Here is a 19,110-nt window from a genome sequence, read left to right on the forward strand (position 1 = left end):
ACTACCGAGAACGGGAAAGCAACAGGTCCCGCACCCGGAACCTGCTAAGGAGCCGCGTTGGACCAGGCATCGGCCAAACTGGCGTCGAAGCTCAAGACAAACCGTTCGCCTTCACGTTCCAAAACCGCAAATCTTTCAGTTACCTCGATCACTTCGCCGCGCATTGTACCAACTTCGAACGAGTCGCCCACGCGGAGCTTGAGTGTTTTGTCCTGGGTGCGGATGTGCAGCATGGCCATCCACTGCCCGCGGCTTTGCGTCAGTCCTGTCAAAAAGGTTTGGCTGGCTTCATCAAATTTTGGTCGCTCGGGCTCCACCTCTTCAACTTCTGGCTCGACCACTTTGATCACCAGCCGCTCTTCGGATATTTGCCGGGGCCAACCGTTATCGCTGGCTTGAACCTGCAACTCGACGCTGCCCAAGTCCTCAGGGCGGAAGCTGAGCCGTCCCGACCGCTCATCGATTTCGACGCCGCTGGGAACATCGCCAACGAGGGTATAGCTAAGTTGCTGATCTTGGTCCGGGTCGTTAAATCGCACCTCGTAACTCAAGGGCTCGCCCAAAGTGGCTTCAATGGATTTATCCGCGGCAAACACAGGACGGCGGTTGGGAGGCGAGAGCGGGTTACGATTCATGATCGGCAAGCGATACTCGTCAAAATCCGCAGCGATCAACGGCGATTGCTCAGCGGGTGATGGCGCATCGGGGAGCGCGGTGGCCATCGCCAACGCCTGAACCGCCATATCCAAAGTCACCCCATCCGGGGTTTTTCGCATCGACAAGCTGCTGATCCGATGCAGAAAGTCGGTGCTATGAAATTGATGCAGTAACTCCAACATCTGCTCCAGCGTTCCGGTGCCGGTCACGTTGAAGTTTAATTGCGTATACAAGTCACGAATGCCCGTCGAGGTGCTGGGCTTGGCGGAAACCCTCTCTAAACCAACCTCCGAGATTAGATTCGAAAGGAACTGGCTGTAACGACCTTGCGCCGTCTCCAAATCGCTCGGCAACGAACGCAGCGAATACTCACCCATCCGCCGCTGGGCCAGTGCGCCCTCGAGCTGCTTGGCTTCGCTGGTGAGAATTTGATCGTTCAACGTCGCCAGCCGAGTTTCACGTTGCTTGACGGCACCCTTGTATTTGCTGAATCCCCACTGCAATCCCAAGATCAGCAGGGTGAAACCAACTCCGGCGGCAAGTATCTTTTCACGTTTTGTCATTGCCCAACTCCTTCGTCGGTTGTGTCTTGCTCAGTTGCATTCGCTATCGAAACTGGCTGGTCCGCGTCGCTGACATCGGCGGAATCGGCCGCCTCGGCAGGCTGCTCCGCGCGAGCAATCTCATCGCCACTTACCGGAGGTATTTGCTCTGGTTCAGTCGGCTCTGGTTCAGTCGGCTCTGCTGCAGTCGGATCTGCTGCAGTCGGTTCTGCTGCGGTCGGATCTGCTGCGGTCGGATCTGTTTCGGTTTGTTGTGAATCGCCCGGTTCAGCGATATCCTCCGCGTCCAAATCTTCAGAGTTCGCGTCGTCTGGCTCCGCATCTTCAGGCTCCGCGGTTGCCTCGTTAGCGGTTTCGGATGTTTGCATCTCGAGACCTTGACGAGCCATTTCACGCTGCAAGCGGATGAACTCGGGGGCCAAGATGATCGTTTCGCTAAATGACCAATCGTAGCCATCGATTTTCGAGGAACTGGAGTCGGTTCCTTTGCCCACCACGGTGTGATTCTCATCCCTCAGCAGCGACTCCATTTTTGCCACGGTGGAAGAGCGAGTGACGGCCCCTGAGACGGTCAGCGAACCTCCGCCTTCGCGATTCACGCGGGCCACGACATCGGTCACAATCGCTTCGTCGGCGGGGGGCAATTTAGTGGCGGTGCGTCGCAGTTCGTCCAGCCAAATCACGTTGCCATCGAGAAACGCATCGAACATGGCCGTCTTCCCAATGACTTGGTCGGCTTGTTCCACCTCGCTTTGCAAATCTTGGTAACGCGTTTCGAGAGCGGCAATCTCGCTATCCAACCCTCGCATTTTACTCCAACCGAAGAAACCGGCGATCGCCACGATAGCCGCCAAACCGGCACCGGCGAGCAAGTAGGTCGACCGTTGGCTGGCCGGCTCCGGGGCTCGCCGCGGGTTGAGGAAATCGATCAGGTCGGCGTTGCCACCGAGTTCCGCGTGCAGCATTCCAACCAGCGGTGCCAGACGGCCAACATGATCGGGCAACTGGTTTGCCAACGCGGGTGCCACGTCGACCAGCGAAAATGGGTCTAGCGTCGTGACTTCGGTGCCCAGCGTCTCGCTCAGGCCGGCGGCATCTTCCGCGTGAACATCTTGCCGCCCCCACATCACCACGCGGCGGGGCAGGTCTTGATTTTGGCCTTCCTGGCAAGCCATCAAACTGCGGCGAATTTCACCAGAAAGCGTGCGGACTCGCGACTTTGTATCTTCACTCAAACGGACCGAGCGCACAAACACCGGCGCACCCTCACGGAGTACGACAATGTCCGCGTCATCAGCCAGCAAATCGACCAGAATGACTTCGCCCGTACAAGGTTGCCCGGCGTTGCGATAAAAGGCGGCGGCGGCCAGCGGACGCAGGATCAAGTGTTCGACACTGACCTGGGCTGGCACCGAAATGAGCGCGGTTTGTTTCAGCGTATCGGGGCTGACCGCGGCGGCCACCACGCGGACCGAGTCACTGTCCCGCCGCGTCTTGAGAAAGTCGATCGCCGATCGTTCGCCGGCCGTGGCAAACGATCGCATCGCCTCGAAGCGGACCATCTCGGCCAGTTCTTCATCGGGCACCGGTGGCAGTTTAAGCTCCCGCAGCTCGGCCTTGCCCCGCCCCAAAGCGACCCCGGCGGGGAGTCTTTCCAAGCCCGATTTCTTGAGCAGTTGTTTTAGCGTCTCACCGAGCGCCTGCGGCTCGGCAGAATCGATCGCAGCGGACACGACGTCGGTAATCGTTAACCGATTCCCTTTCTTGACGCCGGCGACCACCCGCACTTCACGGCTGTCCCATTCGATTGCAAGTCGTTTTGCCATATTTTTATGTACCTCTGCGGTACTCCTATGCTTTAATTAGTTGCGGATTCCATGGTCGCTTGAAAAGCGTCCGCCGCGCGAACGCCCAACACCGCCTTGTCGAATCCGCGGCCGAGGTGGCTGAGATCTCGCCAATAAATCACTTTCGGGTTGACCGAAGTGGCGTCGATAATGACTTCAGCACGACTCGATGCGTTCTTGCCTTCAAAATAGCCAACGATCTGAGCCCGGTAGACATCGCCTCCACCGGTGATCAATGGCATCAATAACTTCATTTCACTCAGTGTGACTAAACCCTCGACCAGCGGCCATGTTTCGAATTGCCGGTTCTCGCTATCGTTCGCTTGCCCGCGCGCTTCGATAATCTCCTCCGCAATTTCGGGGTCAATCAAAGGAATCCCGCGAATCAACTCCGCTGGACATTCATTTATGTTAATCCGACCTGGGATGGTAGTGAAATCTTGAGTTGTCAGATTTGCCATTAAAGCGGGCATATAAAGTGCTTGCGCAATCGGGCCCTCCAGAAATGGCGAGGCATAAGTGACGCCATTGACCTCGACCGTGGCACCAATAAAGTCGAGCAGCTGGGTGACTTGCGTACCGGCACCTCCGGAAAGATCCATCTGCTCCAGCAAACCGGCACTCCACACATCCGCCGGCGCTCCGCCGCCACCAGCACCCGCAGCTCCCTCATCACCGCCAGCTCCCAACAATGCTCCGGCCAGACCACCGCCACCGGGTTGTCCAGCAATTCGGTAGGCAACAATAAAGCTGGCCCAATCATCATTGCCGAGTGCCTCGCTGAGGTCGGCGAACAACAGCTCTAAATCTTCGCCGTTGACATTGATCCGCGGCGTTCCGTCAGCCCGCTTGTTGTTCTCCAAACTGTAAACGGTCAAATAAGCGGCCCACCCCAGCGAAACCGACGTGCCATTGCCGATCATAGCATTCTGTTGTTCGGCAGGATCGATGACTCCGTTGCGATTCGCGTCCGCGCCAAACAACATCTGCGGGACCACACCCTTCACCAACAACAATTCCTCAACGCTATCGAGCGGACCGTTCTTGGCGTTATAAGGATCAGGCAGGCTGAGGTAAAACTCGGACTCCGCACCAAACTCGCGTGGCTCGTCGTCTTCGTCTAAGAAGTCAAGAATGCAATCGGCGACTTCGGGTGTCATGCCGGGCAGCCCCAACAACAGCGACCGCGCCAAACTCTCAGGCTCGGCCTCCTCGCCCTCCAGTCCCGCCACTGAAGTCAAAGCGGTCAGTGCCGCGCCGCTCGTCTCCAACGTCGGCAACACGTTCAAATTCAAACGGGCCGATTCGTTTTGCAAGCCAAAGCGGATGCCGTTGAGTCGCCCCGTCTCATCGACAGCCGAGGAGACAATCGTAAAATTACCGCGCGAGTCGGCATCCACGCCGGGGACCACGGAAACCGCTTGGAACAAAGCGGGATTGTTCAAAACGCCGCCCGAATCCAGGCGAGCTTGCGGAGGCTGTGCCAGAATCACCCGCGTGGCAGCCACTCCCGATTCCACCAACAGTTGAGCCTGTGCGCGATCATTGTTGAGATAAGCCGATTCATCATAAGCGATCATCAGATCGGTAAAGGAATAGGCTGCCATCGTGGCCATGGCGATCACAACCAGCGTGAGGATCAGAAAGAACCCCCGTCGCTGCCGCAGCCGCTTGCCCATGTGAAGACCGGCTCTCGAACTGACTGTGACAGCCGAGGCGGGAAGTTGGCGCGGCGCACCTGGCGACTTGTGCTTTGGAGAAACCATCTAGATACCCGCCGCGGAAAGACCCGCATCCTGTTGTTCCACCGGCCGCCCCATGGGGATGCGGATAATTTGGGTATATTGTCTAGTGACATCCATGGACATCGATTCGTTGGGATCGGCTTGCTGTTCCATCATGGTCAATGTCACTTCGATCGCCATCGGCACCGCACCCATCTCGTCCGAATCCCAGAAGATCTGCCACTGCAAACCATCCCAGTAGCGAAATTGAATCGCGACCGCTTCGGTGGCCAACAAATCACCCGCTGAGGTTAACGAAGCCATGCCACCATTTTGAAGCGCCCATTGGGTCAGCGATCGATCGATCGAGCGACGCACCAGCCCGCCGTTGGAGCCTCGCGGCGCGGTTCCCGAGGTGCTGGCCAAATCCAACGGATCGGTCACCCCGCCACCATCGGCCTGAATGTAATAGGAAACAGTTTTAATATCACTAGGCACATCCACGATCGTGCCAGCTTCGTTAGGTTGAATCAAACGTTGATATTCCTCCAGCCGCGGCAAACGGCTGACATCAAATTGAATTTGCGTTTGATTGCCGAGCAAGCCGGGACGCTGCGTCGATACGGTGCCGCTCGCCAGATCGGCCGTTTCCACCGTCTCGCCACTGGCCAACGAGGCTGGTTCCTCTTCCTCGCCGCTGAGATCATCCAAGCCGGCAGCGGAGAGGTCTTCACCTTCACCAGGCTGTGCACCACCGCCCCCAGCGCCCAGATCGAGCGATGCCTCCAGTGACGAAGGATCAAATTCAGGTGGATAGAGCGTGCCGCGCAGATCTTCGCTGAGCATGCTCATGATGCCGTAAGCCAACTTGACGCGTCGCACTTCCAAATCGCGAGCGTCCAGTTTGGTGGCGTAAAAAGTGAACGTCGTACCAACTAACGCCATCAATACGACCGACAGCGCCAAAGCTAATAATAATTCGACCAACGTGTAAGCGGCTCGCACGCCGACTTGAGAACGTCGTTGTGAGTATCTCATTAGATCGGTCCCCCACTCTCACCGGCCCCCGCGTCTCCGCCGGCAGCAGCAGCCTCGGCTTCCGCCGCAGCTTCCTCTTCCGCTTCTAATTGTTCCAATCCCAACAAGGGATCGACCATCCAGCGCACCAATGAAACTTGGACCGGGTTTTGCGCGCCGCCCGATTGATCGCTGGCAACGGTGACTTGCACCGCCAGCACCCCTTGGATTGGCCCCGGCTGCGATTGCATGCTGGCAACAAATTGAGTCGACGATCCGGGCACCACCAGCGGCCGATTGGAATACGGTACCGGGGTGAGGTTATTCAGCACGACCTCGGCAATCTGTTGCTCGCACAACATCTGCGCCATCACACGATCCTTGGCATCCAAGGCCGCGTCGGCACCGAGCATCACCACCGATGAGAGCGCCGCCAGCGAAGCTCCCATGATGCCAATCGCCAGAATAATTTCCAGCAACGAAATTCCCCGCCGCGAGTGGCGAGTGGTCCAGCGTTTGAGGCTCATGGACGCACCTCGGTGACTTGTGTTTCTCCAGTTAAGCCGCGGATTTTAATCAGCACCCGGCCGACGTTCTCCCGTGTGACAGTCACCACCGCGTTGCTAGTCGTGCCATCGGCGTAAAACAAAATCGGTTCCGACCAACCCGTTGCCGCGCCAGCCCCCGCACCTGCGGTCCCCAACGCTTGCTGCATGGTCGCCGATCGTGCGGTCGCTTGGACTTGCACTGAGGCAAAGGAGACACCTTCGGGTAAGCGATTTTGGTCCATCGTCGCCTCGAGCATGTCGCGGGGCTTGTCCTCGGCGATCACCGGGTCTTGCAGGGGACCGTTCATTTGCTGCGTTGCCACGGCCACGCCACCAGTCGCCACAGCCACACCTTGCCCCATCTGATCGGCCGCTTCGGTAACATCCGATTGTTGGTAGAGCGGCGTGATCTGAAAATGGTCGCCCGCCAATTCAACTCGCAACATTTGCGTTCGTCCGCCCCGCATCGCTTCGATACGTGCTTGGACCATTGCTACCCGCAACCCATCGGCTCCGCGAACCAATTGACGGTTTGCCAACACCTCGAAAATATTCGGTATGGCTACCGCGCTGACCACCACAATCACGGCCAACACCAGCATCAACTCCAACAGGGTAAAACCTGCGGAACGTGAACCAGCATGTCGCGGCGAAAATCGAGTGGGGAGAAACTTCACGGCTGGGGATTAACCTTCCACGACCAAGTCGTCATCGGAATTCATCTGACCGTCAATCCCGGCCGAACGAATCTCAAACTTGTTGCCGTTGAGGGTGTAAACGAAATCATTCCCCCAAGCATCCTTGGGAACTTCGGGAATCACGGGCGAGCCGAACATGGCTTTCTTATTGGGATCGCTGGGCCCCGTCACGAGCGCATCGAGACTTTCAGGCATTTGGCTGACCTTGACCCGGTACATTGTCACGCCCTGCTTGAGGCTCTGCAGTTGCGACAGCGTGGTCTTCGCGTAAGCATCATCTTGTGCCCCAAAAATGTTAAAGGACACGACACCCGCCAAGACGACCAAAATCGCCAGCACGAGCATCAATTCGAGCAATGTAAAGGCGGCCCGACTCTGACGACCGACACGTTGGCGACGTAACTGCCGAGAGGCCAATTGGGTGCGCTGGGCCCGGGCAAGAAAACGTTGAGAACGCATGGTAAATCTCTCCTAAAGAATGGTTGTAAAGCTGAAGTGTTGAATTGAGGTTTTGAATTTGAAAGCTTGTTTAAATTGAGCTGGAGCTCTTGATCACCGGCAGCATCAAAGCCAGCACGACGAACATCACGACCACCGCCATGACCAGCAACATCAGTGGTTCTAGCAATCGTACGAACAGGTCCAGACGGCGAAAGGTGCGTTTTTCCAACGTGTCGGAAATCTGCGGCAAGACCGTCTCCAACGAGTTGCTTTCCTCAGCCACGCTGATCATTTCACAAACAGTTTGGGGAAAGTGCCCACTCTGTTGCAATGGCTTGGCCAAACTCTCTCCAGCGGTAATGTTATCCGTCGCGTCGGCGATGGATTGGCTGAGTAAGCGGTTACCGGTCGCCGAGCGGCTAATTTCCAGCGAGCGAATAATCGGCACGCCGTTACCCAGCAGGGTGCCCAGGATGCGGCAAAAGCGGGCCACCGCCAAACTCATCAAGATGTTCCCCAACACGGGTATCTTTAATTTAACCCTGTCAGCCGTCTCTTGGCCCCGCTCCGTTTTGTATTGCGCGTACAAAAACATGCACGACGGGATCGCGATGATCACCGCCCACAGTCCGTAGTCTTGCAGGAAATTACTGAACGCCAGCAAATACTCGGTCATCTGGGGCATCTCGTCCTTGGCCCGCAACCGTTCAAACATTTTGTCAAAGCTGGGCACGAAAAAGACCAGCAAGCCGGTCACCACGGCACTTCCCATGACAGCCAAAAAAGCTGGATAAGCCAGCGCGCTGATCGTCCGCCCCTTGAGATCCTCCTGCATCTCCGTGAAACCGGCGACGCGCTCCAAGGCATCCTCCAGAAAACCACCTTCGGTCCCCGCGCGAATCATATTCACGCCCATCTCATTGAACACTTTGGGATAGCGGGCCATGGCGTCACCGATCGGTTCACCATCTTCCACGCGTCCTTTGAGCTCTTTGATCGTCTCACTCAGAGTGGCATTGATCGACTGATCGCCCAGCACGGTCAATGACCGCATCATCGGCACGCCGCTTCGCAGCAACGAGGCCAATTGCGAATAGAAGACCGCCAAGTCTTGTCCCTTGACGCGTTTCTTGCCAAAGCTGAACGAGATCGCGCTGGTGGAAGCCGCTTTGACTTCAATCGGAAACAATGCTTGCGCAGCGAGGTTGCCAGCCACTTCGCGTTCCGAAGCGGCTTCGAGCGTACCGGTAACCTTCTTACCAGTGAGGTCTCGAGCGGTATAAGCGAAGGCGGGCATGGTATTCTTAGCAAGTGATGAAACAAATAAACTCAGTTGGTAGACCAGCTGGGTCACCAACAATCTGCTGATGGCGGCTCGGCACGTTAGACCGGGTCAGCCTTGGTGACTCGCAACACTTCGTCGATGCTGGTTCGCCCTTGCATGGCTTTGACCCACGCGTCATCGCGGAGAGAACGCATTCCGGCAGCCGAAGCCGCTTTGCGAATCTCCCAACTGCTGACCCGTTGATTGGCCAGATCGCGAATCGTTTCGGTCGTGACCAGCAGCTCATAGATACCCATTCGGCCAAGATAGCCAACTCCGCGGCAACTGCGACAACCAACCGATTTGTATAATGGTCGCCCGTCGAGTTCCGCCCAGGGGAAATCTGCTGGCACATCCTCCTCCGTCGGATCGTAAGGCTCTTTGCAATCGGGACAGAGGCGACGCAACAGACGCTGCGCCATCACCGCTTCCACAGTGCTGGCGACCAAGAAGGGCTCGACCCCCATGTCGACCATCCGCGTGTAAGCACCAGCCGCATCGTTCGTGTGCAAAGTACTGAAGACCAAGTGACCGGTGAGTGATGCTTGAATGGCATTTTCGGCCGTTTCAAAGTCACGAATTTCCCCCACCAGCACCACGTCGGGGTCGTGCCGCAGGATGCTCCGCAGCGAAGCGGCAAAAGTCAAACCAATCTTATGATGGACTTGGATTTGATTGATGCCGTCGAGTTGGTATTCGACCGGATCCTCCGTGGTAATAATTTTGTTTTCCGGGCTGCGAATTTCCAGCAAGCTGCTGTATAGCGTCGTCGTTTTACCAGAACCGGTCGGCCCGGTGACCAAAATAATTCCGTGGGGCAGGTGAATCAGCTTTTTGAACTCCGCGTATGTCTGCGGATCCATCCCCAAACCTTGCAAGTCAAATTTCATGCTGCCCTTATCGAGCACCCGCATGACCAAGCCTTCACCATGGATCATCGGAATCACGCTAACCCGAATATCCACTTCGCGGCCATGCACTCGCAGTTTGATCCGACCGTCTTGCGGCAACCGCTTTTCGGCAATGTTGAGCCGCGCCATAATCTTCAAACGGCTGATGATGGCCGCTTGGAAACGATTGATTTCGGGCGGCACCGGTTGGGGATGGAGAATCCCGTCAATCCGATAACGAATCACCAAGCCATCGCTTTGAGATTCAATATGAATATCGCTAGCCCGCGAGTCGACCGCTTCCAGCAAAATCTCATTCACCAAGCGGATGACCGAAGCTTCCTGTGCCATCTCGGACAGTTCGCTGCCGTCGGTTTCAATCGCGTCGAGCAATTGAATGTCATCTTCGTCCTCGACCGAAGCCAGCAGCCCTTCGACCGTTTCGCTACCGACACCCAAGTGACGTTTCACCAAGCGGGCAATCTCAGTCCCTTCGGCGATCACCGGGACGATCGTCATCCCGGTCGCCGCGCTGGCTTCGTCGAGCGGATAGAGGTCGAGCGGATTGGAGGTAGCGACGTGCAGCACATCCTCGTCAATCCGAATCGGAAACAACGCGTGGCGATAAATCAGTTTTTGCGGGAAACCAGACAATGCTTTGAGATCAACGTCGTACTCCCGCAAGTCGACATATTCGAGCCCCAATTCTTCCGCCAACGCGGATAGTGCCGCGCGTTCTTCCACGTATCCCAAACTGACCGCTGAAGAAACCACGTTAGGCGAGTCCGAACGACGACTGGCTTCCAACTGGTCTTCCGTCAATAGCCCGCGCCGCCGGAGGATCTCACCTGCTTCCATGATCATCGTTATTTCTCTCCACCAAGCATTGCTATCTTGCTACGGATTATAAAAAGTTCTTGGGCTGCTACCCAGCGGCAAATCGCCGCCGGGTCATCGACCACAGGCTATCGCCCACCACCGGTTCTACCACCGCGACTGCCGCCACCGAAAGGACTTCCGCCACCACCGAAGGGGCTGCCGCCACCGAAACCACCGCGACCGCCGGTGCTGCCACCTCGACTACTTCCCCCCGCTTCCCGCATGCGGCGAAACATTTCGATCCGCTGCTGGATGTCGTTGGGTGAAGCCCCTGTTGCGCCACTGGTGCCGCTGCCATTCGTATTCGTCGCGCCAGGTTGCGCTGCGGTCCCACTGGTTGTCGCGCGTGGACCAAGGATTGCACTCAGCGCGTTGGAGACCACGTCCGGTTTCACGTTGCCGCCAAGGGTGATGACCTGAACGTCTTCTTCCGAATCCATACCGCTTTGATCAATGACTTCGACCAGTTCGCGGATGTCGAGGAAATCTTGCGGAGGAGCCGAGACAATTAATGCGTTGCTGCGGGTATCCACGGCGATGGAAATCGGAGTGGGCTTATTATTGTCACTTTGCCCCCCTCCACCACGTCCGCCACGTCCTCGCAAGGCGTTGATGAAATCTTCCGGCGAAGGCTGGCGATTCTGACCACCCGCTTGACCGGCAATCCGGTCGCTGTAGACACCCTTGACGATGTTGGCCACTTCGGTGGCGTTCTGATAGATGACCGGAATCAACTGCGGCTTGGGGGTCGTCCGCACATCCTCCGGACTTTCTTCGCGATCGATGACCTGAAGAATGTCTTCAACCAGTGACAAATCGCTCTGGTTTGCTTGAATGATCAGGGCATTGAGTCGTGAATCGGGGACGATCGAAACGGTACCAGAGGTCGTCAGGATGGGACCTGAATCTCCACCTCCGCCGCCACCGCCAAGCCCCATCAGACCACCCAGCATGCCGCCACCAATTTCACCCAACAGTCCGCCACCGAGCCCGCCACCACCACCACCAGAGCTGGCTCCACCAAGAATGCTGTTGAGCAATTCGGCCGCCACGTCGGCTTTGATGTACTTCAACCAGTAAACTGTCGGTTGATCATCGGTGAGCGCCATTTGATCTGCCAGCGTGGCCATCAAGGCTTCGAAATCATTCAGGGCATCCGCATCATCCGATGCAACAATGATCCCTTGAGGGGTCACTTGAATGATAATGTCGCTGTTGATTTCCTTCGCAGGCGTGTTTTCCGCGGGAGTTTCGCCTGTAGGCTGGTCGCCTGTAGGCTGGTCGCCTTGAGGCGTGTCAGCCGCAGGTGTTTCCTCAGCGGGCGGCTGATCAGCCGGAACTTGTTCGCTTGGCGACTGGGAAACCAACGGTGCGCTTACCAAACGTTGCAGTTTGTCCGCAAATTCTTGCGGTTCACTGGCTGCTTCCAAGGCCGTGTCGATCGGTTGGCCATTGCCTTGTGGCTGTGCGTTTGCTCGCGGTGCGGGCGCGTTGTCGGGAGCCGCATCATCGGCCGGCCGCCGCCCCCGGACGGCTTCTTGGGCATCACCCGGGAGAACACGCCGAAAGTTGCCAGCCGGAGGTGTCGGCGGGGCTTGATTCAGACGCCGCTCAGGAATGTTGCCACCACGAGATTGGCCACCGGAGTTGCGAAGGTCTTGCGAAGAGATGATCCGAATTCGGTTCTTGCGACCACTGACTTGCCAAAGGCCTTCCAGTTGCGAGAGAGCCGCTTCCGCACTACGCCCCGTGTAGGGCAAGATACGAATGCGGTCACCCAACAGATCCGAACCGCTGCCACCTTCCAATTCCTGGATTAGGCGTTCAACTTCCTCGATCTCCTGAAGCGTTCCCTTCACCCATAATTTCTTGGTTTCCGGATCGCCATCGACGGTCGGTCCCACCGTGTTCTCAGCCGTTTTCCCGAAGTACTTATTGATCGTCAGCAGCGCCGCTTGGGGGTCGATCCGCCGCAACTGGATCACCTTAAATCCACTCGAAGCGCCCCCCAGTTCAGCCAGCGTGTCGCGAATCAATTGGTGTTCTGACGGGCGTGCCTGAGCAATGATCGCTTGGGTTTTCGGATCCAAAGTCAAACGCACATCGGGCAAACCGGCCAGCAGTCGCTGTAAGACTTCGAGCGCAACGGTGGGGTCGGCCGAACCACTGTCGTATCGCGAGAGAACGGGCGCTTCCATGGGAGCGACCGTACCATCCTCGGCCACGGGCAAAGGGATATCCCCTTTGGCAATCAAACCTTTGAGAATCCGCAACTTGACCGGGTCGCCGGTCGCGAAAATGCGGTCGCCCATCAAATTGGTGGACAGGTTAATGTCCTCGCCCGTGTTCACTCCAGCTTCCAAACCGAGGTGTGGTCGAGCTACTTCCAGGACATCTTCGGCCGAACGGTTTTTCAATTGGTATTCCATCACCCCGCCGTCAACCGCATCGGACGCCAGCAAAACATCGCGAATCGATTTCAGCACGCCCACGGTGTCGGTCGCCACGATGACTCGCGATGCCCCCAGCACCAGCACCGAGCCGGAAGGGCTGCGGAGATTCTCCAGGTCCTTGACCACGCTCTCGGCATCTAGAGCGCCGAGCGGAAAAGCGACTCGCACGTAATCGGAGTTGGCTCGTTGGTCGAGCTCGTCCGGTGTGACCGGTTCGGCCAGCTCGCGTAAGTAATCCCGCGCGAAATCATCCTCCGTGTCGACCAACAGCATCAACTGACCGCGGCGAATCAGGGCGAAGCCTTCCCGCATCAGCACCAAATTCATGGCGTCGATGGCACCGCTGATGTCATAACTGCGGCGAGGATCCGAATAGCTAAAAGTGCCGGTTGGCCAAGCGCTGCGTTGTAACGACATCCCCGTTTCGTCGGCGAACCACTCGAGCACTTCTTTCCAGGGGGTGCCGTTGAAATTCAAACGCACGCGGACTTGGTCGTCGACCGTCGGTTCGGGCTGGCTGGTTGGCTCGGGCGGCATCGCAGCCGGCTCAAAACTGTCGCTGGCCGAGACTTCAGCAGCGACCGCTCCCTGGTCATCGGTTCCCTGGGCGTTGACGACTGGAGACAGTGCCAACGTCAACAATGAGAAAATAAGTGCGAAGCGGGTCACGAGCAGCGCCAAAGAACGTGGGAAAAGCGAAACCCAGCTCCCACAGGATGGGGAGTGGATGAGGGTCGTGACGGATTGATGTTCACTGCCTGGCATGAATAGGGCACCCGACCTGGGGGTAGTTTGTTTAATCGCGTAGAGTCGGTATGTTACGGGATTCGACTCGTCAACTCGAGCTTAGATAATAATTGCAAATTCTCATGTGGCGTCGGGCAATTTCCTCAGAGTAAAAAACAGTGAGGAAATCGGAGGCGCTACATCAGTCATAACCCCACAGAGCGGCGTTAGTTTCGACTTGGGGAACTTCGCCGCGGCAACCTAGGAAGATCACAATGGGGCGAACTCCGCGACCGGGTGCCGCGCCCGACGGTTTCGTTTGCCCAATTTGCGGCTCCCCGGTCACCGCCGGGCGGCTCTCTTGTCGCCAATGTGGGGCCAGCGATGCGGATGGCTGGGATCTGGACGAGCAAAGTGAGGGCTGGGCCGAGGAAGATGACGATTTCGACTACGAAAGCTACGTAGAACGGGAATTTGGCGGCTCTCGCGATCGCTCATCGCCAACCTACGGAACAGGCCGCCTGTCGTTTCGCGCCGGCGTGCTGTGGTTGCTTGTCGCCGCATTTTCCCTTGGGTTAGTCGCTCCGCTGTTATTCTGGTTGCTTTAAGAACCGACTCAGTGAACCGAAAATGAACCGCCGCGAGTATTAGAGCTGCCAGTCGTTTTTGGCCGGGCTCAAAAATATTCTCAAAAAAATCTTGCGGTTGTGACCAAAGGTGTCACAGCCACCAGGGATAATCACAGCACAGTCGCAGCAATCGAGCTTTCGCCCGGTCGCCCGACTGAGATGGCGTTCACCGCCGGAAAGGACTTTGGCTGTCTCATTTTGAGAAAACTTGTCTCGCTTTGAGACGACAAACAGTTCTTGGTCTTTTTTAGCGCGATTACGACAAAACCAGCAGTGGCTAGCGAACTCGCTGAGCGGTCGGATCGTCACTACTAAAACTGAAGTGATTTATTTGATTTTTGCAAATTAATCGCGGTTTGGCGCGAATAATGCCTGATAGGTAGCTCACGCCGGGCTTAGTAACAGCTCGACTGGCACATGTTTTGCCTACTGGAAAAATTCCGGGCTGGCGACTCATGAGCTAGCGGTAAATAGGAAGTTTCAACGAGCACTCTTTAAGGGAGATAGCAGGGATATGTTAGTTCTAAGTCGAAAAGAAGGCGAACGTTTGGTGATTGGCGAAAACGTGGTTGTGACCGTCAATCGCATTTCGGGAAATCGCATCACGTTGGGCATTGAAGCTCCGCGAGACGTTCGCATCGTGCGTGGCGAACTGGAGCAACAAGCCGACTCAAGCCAGTCGGTGGATCCGCAGCAAGAGACAGCGGCTGGCCAGCAAGCGACCGGGGAGACCGCCAAGAAGGCGGGGCGAGCGACCGTGCCGGGAAAGTCTCTAAACGGCCCGCTCGGCAAGCGCACCCCACCGGCAGCGGCGAATAGAGTTACGTTTGATGTCGAAATTAGCATCCCCGATCATGTCGCCGGCTGATCATGTTGCCGGCTAACGGAGTGGAATTGCCGCCAGCGAGATGCTGCCACCAAAGCAAATCGCCACATCGGTGCCGGCGTGACGTGCTCGTCCTTGATAATCACACGTGTATCGCACGCGATCACCCTCGTTGACGAACGCGAAAGGTAGCGGAGTACAGTCTGTGCTCGCCGAAACCAACTCGGGGACGGGTTGGGCAGGGTCAATGGCTGGAAGATTCAGGTTCCAGAATTGCCCGACTTTGTGCTGGGAAGTTACTAGCGGTTGCAGTCGTCCGCGCAACCACCGGGGGACGTGGTCCCATGTTCTGGCGATCTGGGGATGGCGATAGTGGGAGATCGCGACCGCAGGGATGTCATGGAAAGCGGCTTCTCGGGCTGCGGCCACCGTGCCGCTAAGATAAATCTCGGTTCCCAAGTTGCCTCCTTCATTCACGCCGGAAAAAACGGCATCGATCGGTCCTTCCAAACACTGGCAAGCAATCCGCACGCAGTCGACCGGGGTCCCGTCGACCGCCCACCAGTCCGGCGACCGCTGCTGGAAATGGATCGAACCACGCGTCGTCACGCTGTGCCCGCATTCACTCCGCTGATCACGCGGGGCAACCACCAACACCTCTGCCCATTCACTCAAGCTATGATGCAAAGCGGCCAAGCCGGGGGCTTCGATGCCATCATCATTAGTCAGCAGAATTCGCATACTTCGTTGGTCCACTCCAGCCGATTTCAATCAGGCCGTCTCGTTCACGGATAGGGAAAGCTCGAATTAGCTGCTGGCCGCTGGTTGCTTGCGTACCGTCAGCTAACCGATAGGTCCAACCGTGCCAGGGACAAGTGACACAACCTGCCGCCACGCTGCCCTCAGCTAGCGGCCCACCGTGATGAGCGCAGAGTGCCTCGAGGGCATAGAGCTTATTCTGATGACGAAAGATTGCCACTAACTGACCTTCCACCACCCGTTCCAGAGCTGCTTCGCCCGCTAATTGATCGCTGTCGGCGACAGCGATCCAGCGATCAGGCGGGCCGCCATCAGGTTGCGGCTGGCCACCCGACTCGGAATGATCTGGCGGACGCATCTCAGTCTACTTCTTTTTCGTCGATCCAAGTCATCAAGCGGCGGAGGCGGCGACCGACATCTTCGATTTGCAGATTGCGTTCGCGGCGACGAATCGCCTTGAAGGAAGCGGCTCCGGCACGATTTTCCAAAATCCAATCGCGAGCAAACTGACCGGTCTGGATTTCATTGAGAATCTTCTTCATTTCGGCTCGCGTTTCCGCGGTGATGATCCGCGATCCACGCGTGTAGTCACCATATTCGGCCGTGTTGGAAATGCTGTAACGCATGTAGCTGAGTCCACCCTCGTAGAACAGGTCGACGATCAGCTTCAACTCGTGCATGCATTCGAAGTAGGCCATCTCAGGTTGATAACCGGCTTCGACCAACGTTTGGAAACCCGCCTTCACCAGCTCACTGACTCCACCGCACAGCACGACTTGTTCCCCGAACAAGTCGGTCTCGGTTTCCTCGGCGATCGTCGTTTCAATCACGCCACCGCGGGTACCACCGATACCTTTGGCATACGCCAAGCCAACTTGTTTCGTGAGATCGGCCGCCCCCTCGCCCATCGCGATCAGGCAGGGCACACCGCCCCCTTTGACGTACTCGCTGCGAACCAAGTGCCCGGGCCCTTTGGGAGCCACCAACAGAGTGTCAACACCGGCGGGCGGTTCCACTTGACCGAAGTGTAAATTGAAGCCGTGCGAGCACATCAAGATATTGCCGGGCTGCAGATTGTCGCGAATCTGAGCCTTGAAAGTGTCACCCTGAACTTCGTCCGGTAGCAAGATGTTGACAATGTCAGCTTGCTGCGTCGCTTTGTCGATCGGCAGTGGATCGAAACCGTGCTGGCGAGCCAACTCGAAATTGGGGCCGCCGGGACGTTGGCCGATGATCACGTTGCAACCGCTATCGCGGAGATTCTGGGCTTGAGCATGACCTTGCGAGCCGTAGCCCAAAATGGCGATCGTCTTGTTTTTCAAGACCGAAAGATCAGCGTCGGCTTCGTAGTAAATCGTGGCGGCCACCAGGCGGGTCTCCAGTAATTGCGAGGTTAAAAATGAGTTGTCGGGATATCGTGGGGGTTAGGAAGCGTGATCTTCGGGCAGTACCTGCGAACCTTCATCGGACTCTTCGCTCGGCATGCCGCTGTCGCTGCGGACCATCGCGATTCGTCCGGTGCGGACCAGTTCGGTGATTCCAAAGGGACGCATGCGAGCGATAAAGGCCTCGATTTTGTTCTCCCGACCGCTGATCTCGATCATGATCTCGTCGGGCCCCACGTCGACAATGCGACCGCGGAAAATATCGACCAGCTCGCGAATCTCGCTTCGCTGCTTGCCCGCTTCCGCGCGGACTTTCAGCAGCATTAAGTCGCGTTCGACGTAGTCATAAGAACTGACATCATCCACCCGAACAATGGTGATGATCTTTTCCAACTGCTTGCGAACTTGATCCAACACCCGATTATCCCCCACGACCACGAATGTCATGCGGGAAAGATGCGGGTCTTCGGTTTCACCGACAGCCAACGAATCGATGTTGTATCCTCGTGAGGCCAACATACCGGAAACGTGGGCCAGCACGCCGGGAACGTTCTGGACAAGGGCAGAGAGGACGTGACGCATGGTTCGTGTTGTGATTTGGAGATCCCCCGTCAGCGGAATTGCCCTACGAGGCGTAAAAGGTCGAATCATAGTTTCACCTATCTAAATGAACAAGGGTCGGAAGTTTGCCGGCGAATGAACGGACATCATCGCCGTCTTCACTTGCGTTATCGCGGAAATCTTGGGATGGTCGCGATTCAAGGCCTAAGTCCAGGATCGTCGGCAACTCGCTTGGGTTCGGAAAACGGTCAGAAATATGTTTGTATGACTGGAGCCGTGGATGTTTCGAGTCGATTTGCCAGCTTATCGAGGTCCGCTAGACCTGCTGCTGTATTTGGTGCGGCGGCAGGAGGTCGAGCTGACGAGCATGCCGTTGGCGACCATCATCGACCAATATTTTTCCTATTTGGAAATTTTGCAGGAAATCGACGTCAACGCGGCGGGCGATTTTCTCGACTTGGCGACCACGCTGGTGGAGCTGAAAAGCCAAGCCGTCTTGCCACGCCCCGAAACGGAGACGGCCGAGGAGCTGATGGTCGAAGAGGCCCCCGAGCAGCTGGTCGCGCGGTTGTTGGAGTACAAGCGATTGCGTGACGCCTCGAGCGTGCTTGAGGAAATGAGCCAAAGTTGGCAGCAGCGCTACCCTCGCTTGAGCGACGATTTGCCCCCCCGCCGCAACGCCTTGGGCGACCAACCGATCGCCGATCTGGAGATCTGGGATTTGGTTAGCGCATTCGGGCGGATCATGCGTGAAGCCAAAGGCCCACCGAAGCCACAAGTGGTCCAAGATGAGACGCCAATTCACATTCACATGCAACGAATTCACCTGCGGATCTGCAACGAAGACTGCGTGATGTTCGACGATTTATTCCAGCCCGGCATGCACAAGACGGTGCTGATAGGAATTTTCTTGGCAATGCTGGAACTGACCCGGCACCACGGCGTGATGGCGGAACAAGACCCGGAAACCGGCGAAATTCGCATCGTCAAAGCGGCGAACTTTACCGCCCAGCTGAATGTCAACGAAGTCGACAACTACGACGCGGCCAAACTGCAATCGAGCAACATGCCCGTGCAGGGCCGCTAACTGCAGGGCCGCTAACTGCAGGGCCAATCGCAGCGAGCCGCTCGGTGGTTGCCGGAATCGGCAACCGTCCGTAAAATCGCCTTCCCTGCTGCGGCG

At 57.0% G+C, this 19,110-nt stretch carries 17 protein-coding genes; 3 read left to right on the top strand and 14 right to left on the bottom strand.

Annotated elements, in window-relative coordinates:
* Positions 1-44: 44 nt before the first annotated feature.
* The 10 genes from SH139x_RS23465 to SH139x_RS23510 all read right to left on the bottom strand — a co-directional run bounded on the left by SH139x_RS23465 (position 45) and on the right by SH139x_RS23510 (position 13,674).
* A complete protein-coding gene (locus tag SH139x_RS23465; RefSeq protein WP_488352190.1) occupies positions 45-1,220 on the bottom strand; it encodes a cadherin repeat domain-containing protein in 1,176 nt (391 codons plus the stop codon).
* The gene (gene pilM / locus SH139x_RS23470; protein WP_488352191.1) at positions 1,217-3,046 is read right to left on the bottom strand and encodes a type IV pilus biogenesis protein PilM; all 1,830 of its coding nucleotides are present in this window, start codon (positions 3,044-3,046) and stop codon (positions 1,217-1,219) included. Before pilM ends, SH139x_RS23465 begins: the two co-directional genes overlap by 4 nt.
* 32 nt (positions 3,047-3,078) lie before the next feature.
* Positions 3,079-4,833, bottom strand: coding sequence for a type II secretion system protein GspK (locus SH139x_RS23475; RefSeq protein ID WP_488352192.1), 1,755 nt, complete (start codon positions 4,831-4,833; stop codon positions 3,079-3,081).
* Positions 4,834-5,829 carry a hypothetical protein gene (locus tag SH139x_RS23480; protein ID WP_488352193.1) on the bottom strand — a complete coding sequence of 332 codons (996 nt, stop codon included), beginning with the start codon at positions 5,827-5,829 and terminating at the stop codon, positions 4,834-4,836.
* On the bottom strand, positions 5,829-6,335 hold the full coding sequence (locus SH139x_RS23485) for a type IV pilus modification PilV family protein (protein WP_488352194.1): 507 nt from the start codon (positions 6,333-6,335) through the stop codon (positions 5,829-5,831). The genes SH139x_RS23480 and SH139x_RS23485 overlap by 1 nt, the downstream gene beginning before the upstream one ends.
* Positions 6,332-7,033: a pilus assembly FimT family protein gene (locus tag SH139x_RS23490; RefSeq protein WP_488352195.1), complete on the bottom strand. Its 702-nt coding sequence runs from the start codon at positions 7,031-7,033 to the stop codon at positions 6,332-6,334. The genes SH139x_RS23485 and SH139x_RS23490 overlap by 4 nt, the downstream gene beginning before the upstream one ends.
* 9 nt (positions 7,034-7,042) lie before the next feature.
* Positions 7,043-7,513 (bottom strand): type II secretion system protein GspG, encoded by a 471-nt coding sequence (locus tag SH139x_RS23495; protein ID WP_488352196.1) that lies wholly within the window; start codon positions 7,511-7,513, stop codon positions 7,043-7,045.
* A 70-nt stretch (positions 7,514-7,583) separates the two neighbouring features.
* Positions 7,584-8,792, bottom strand: coding sequence for a type II secretion system F family protein (locus tag SH139x_RS23500; protein WP_488352197.1), 1,209 nt, complete (start codon positions 8,790-8,792; stop codon positions 7,584-7,586).
* A gap of 86 nt (positions 8,793-8,878) precedes the next feature.
* A complete protein-coding gene (locus SH139x_RS23505; RefSeq protein WP_488352198.1) occupies positions 8,879-10,573 on the bottom strand; it encodes a GspE/PulE family protein in 1,695 nt (564 codons plus the stop codon).
* A gap of 101 nt (positions 10,574-10,674) precedes the next feature.
* Positions 10,675-13,674, bottom strand: a complete 3,000-nt coding sequence (locus tag SH139x_RS23510) for a secretin N-terminal domain-containing protein (protein ID WP_488352199.1) — start codon at positions 13,672-13,674, stop codon at positions 10,675-10,677.
* Between the two features lie 368 nt (positions 13,675-14,042).
* On the opposite strand from SH139x_RS23510, the gene SH139x_RS23515 reads away from it, so the two are divergent.
* Both SH139x_RS23515 and SH139x_RS23520 read left to right on the top strand, forming a co-directional pair.
* Positions 14,043-14,375 carry a hypothetical protein gene (locus SH139x_RS23515; protein ID WP_488352200.1) on the top strand — a complete coding sequence of 111 codons (333 nt, stop codon included), beginning with the start codon at positions 14,043-14,045 and terminating at the stop codon, positions 14,373-14,375.
* 535 nt (positions 14,376-14,910) lie between these two features.
* The gene (locus SH139x_RS23520) at positions 14,911-15,264 is read left to right on the top strand and encodes a carbon storage regulator (RefSeq protein ID WP_488352201.1); all 354 of its coding nucleotides are present in this window, start codon (positions 14,911-14,913) and stop codon (positions 15,262-15,264) included.
* Between the two features lie 12 nt (positions 15,265-15,276).
* Here SH139x_RS23520 and surE read toward each other — a convergent pair whose 3' ends face one another.
* From surE to ilvN, 4 genes are read right to left on the bottom strand one after another with little or no spacing between them, the layout of a single operon-like run.
* Positions 15,277-15,978, bottom strand: coding sequence for a 5'/3'-nucleotidase SurE (surE, locus tag SH139x_RS23525; protein WP_488352202.1), 702 nt, complete (start codon positions 15,976-15,978; stop codon positions 15,277-15,279).
* Positions 15,944-16,339, bottom strand: coding sequence for a Rieske (2Fe-2S) protein (locus SH139x_RS23530; RefSeq protein WP_488352203.1), 396 nt, complete (start codon positions 16,337-16,339; stop codon positions 15,944-15,946). Before SH139x_RS23530 ends, surE begins: the two co-directional genes overlap by 35 nt.
* Position 16,340: 1 nt before the next feature.
* Positions 16,341-17,348, bottom strand: coding sequence for a ketol-acid reductoisomerase (gene ilvC / locus SH139x_RS23535; RefSeq protein WP_488352204.1), 1,008 nt, complete (start codon positions 17,346-17,348; stop codon positions 16,341-16,343).
* A gap of 57 nt (positions 17,349-17,405) precedes the next feature.
* Positions 17,406-17,948 carry an acetolactate synthase small subunit gene (ilvN, locus tag SH139x_RS23540; protein WP_488352205.1) on the bottom strand — a complete coding sequence of 181 codons (543 nt, stop codon included), beginning with the start codon at positions 17,946-17,948 and terminating at the stop codon, positions 17,406-17,408.
* Positions 17,949-18,207: 259 nt separating this feature from the next.
* On the opposite strand from ilvN, the gene SH139x_RS23545 reads away from it, so the two are divergent.
* Positions 18,208-19,014, top strand: a complete 807-nt coding sequence (locus SH139x_RS23545) for a segregation and condensation protein A (RefSeq protein ID WP_488352206.1) — start codon at positions 18,208-18,210, stop codon at positions 19,012-19,014.
* Positions 19,015-19,110: the final 96 nt, after the last annotated feature.

The sequence above is a fragment of the Kothea flammea genome, assembly GCF_052161645.1.
Lineage (GTDB): Bacteria > Planctomycetota > Planctomycetia > Pirellulales > Pirellulaceae > Laterigemmans.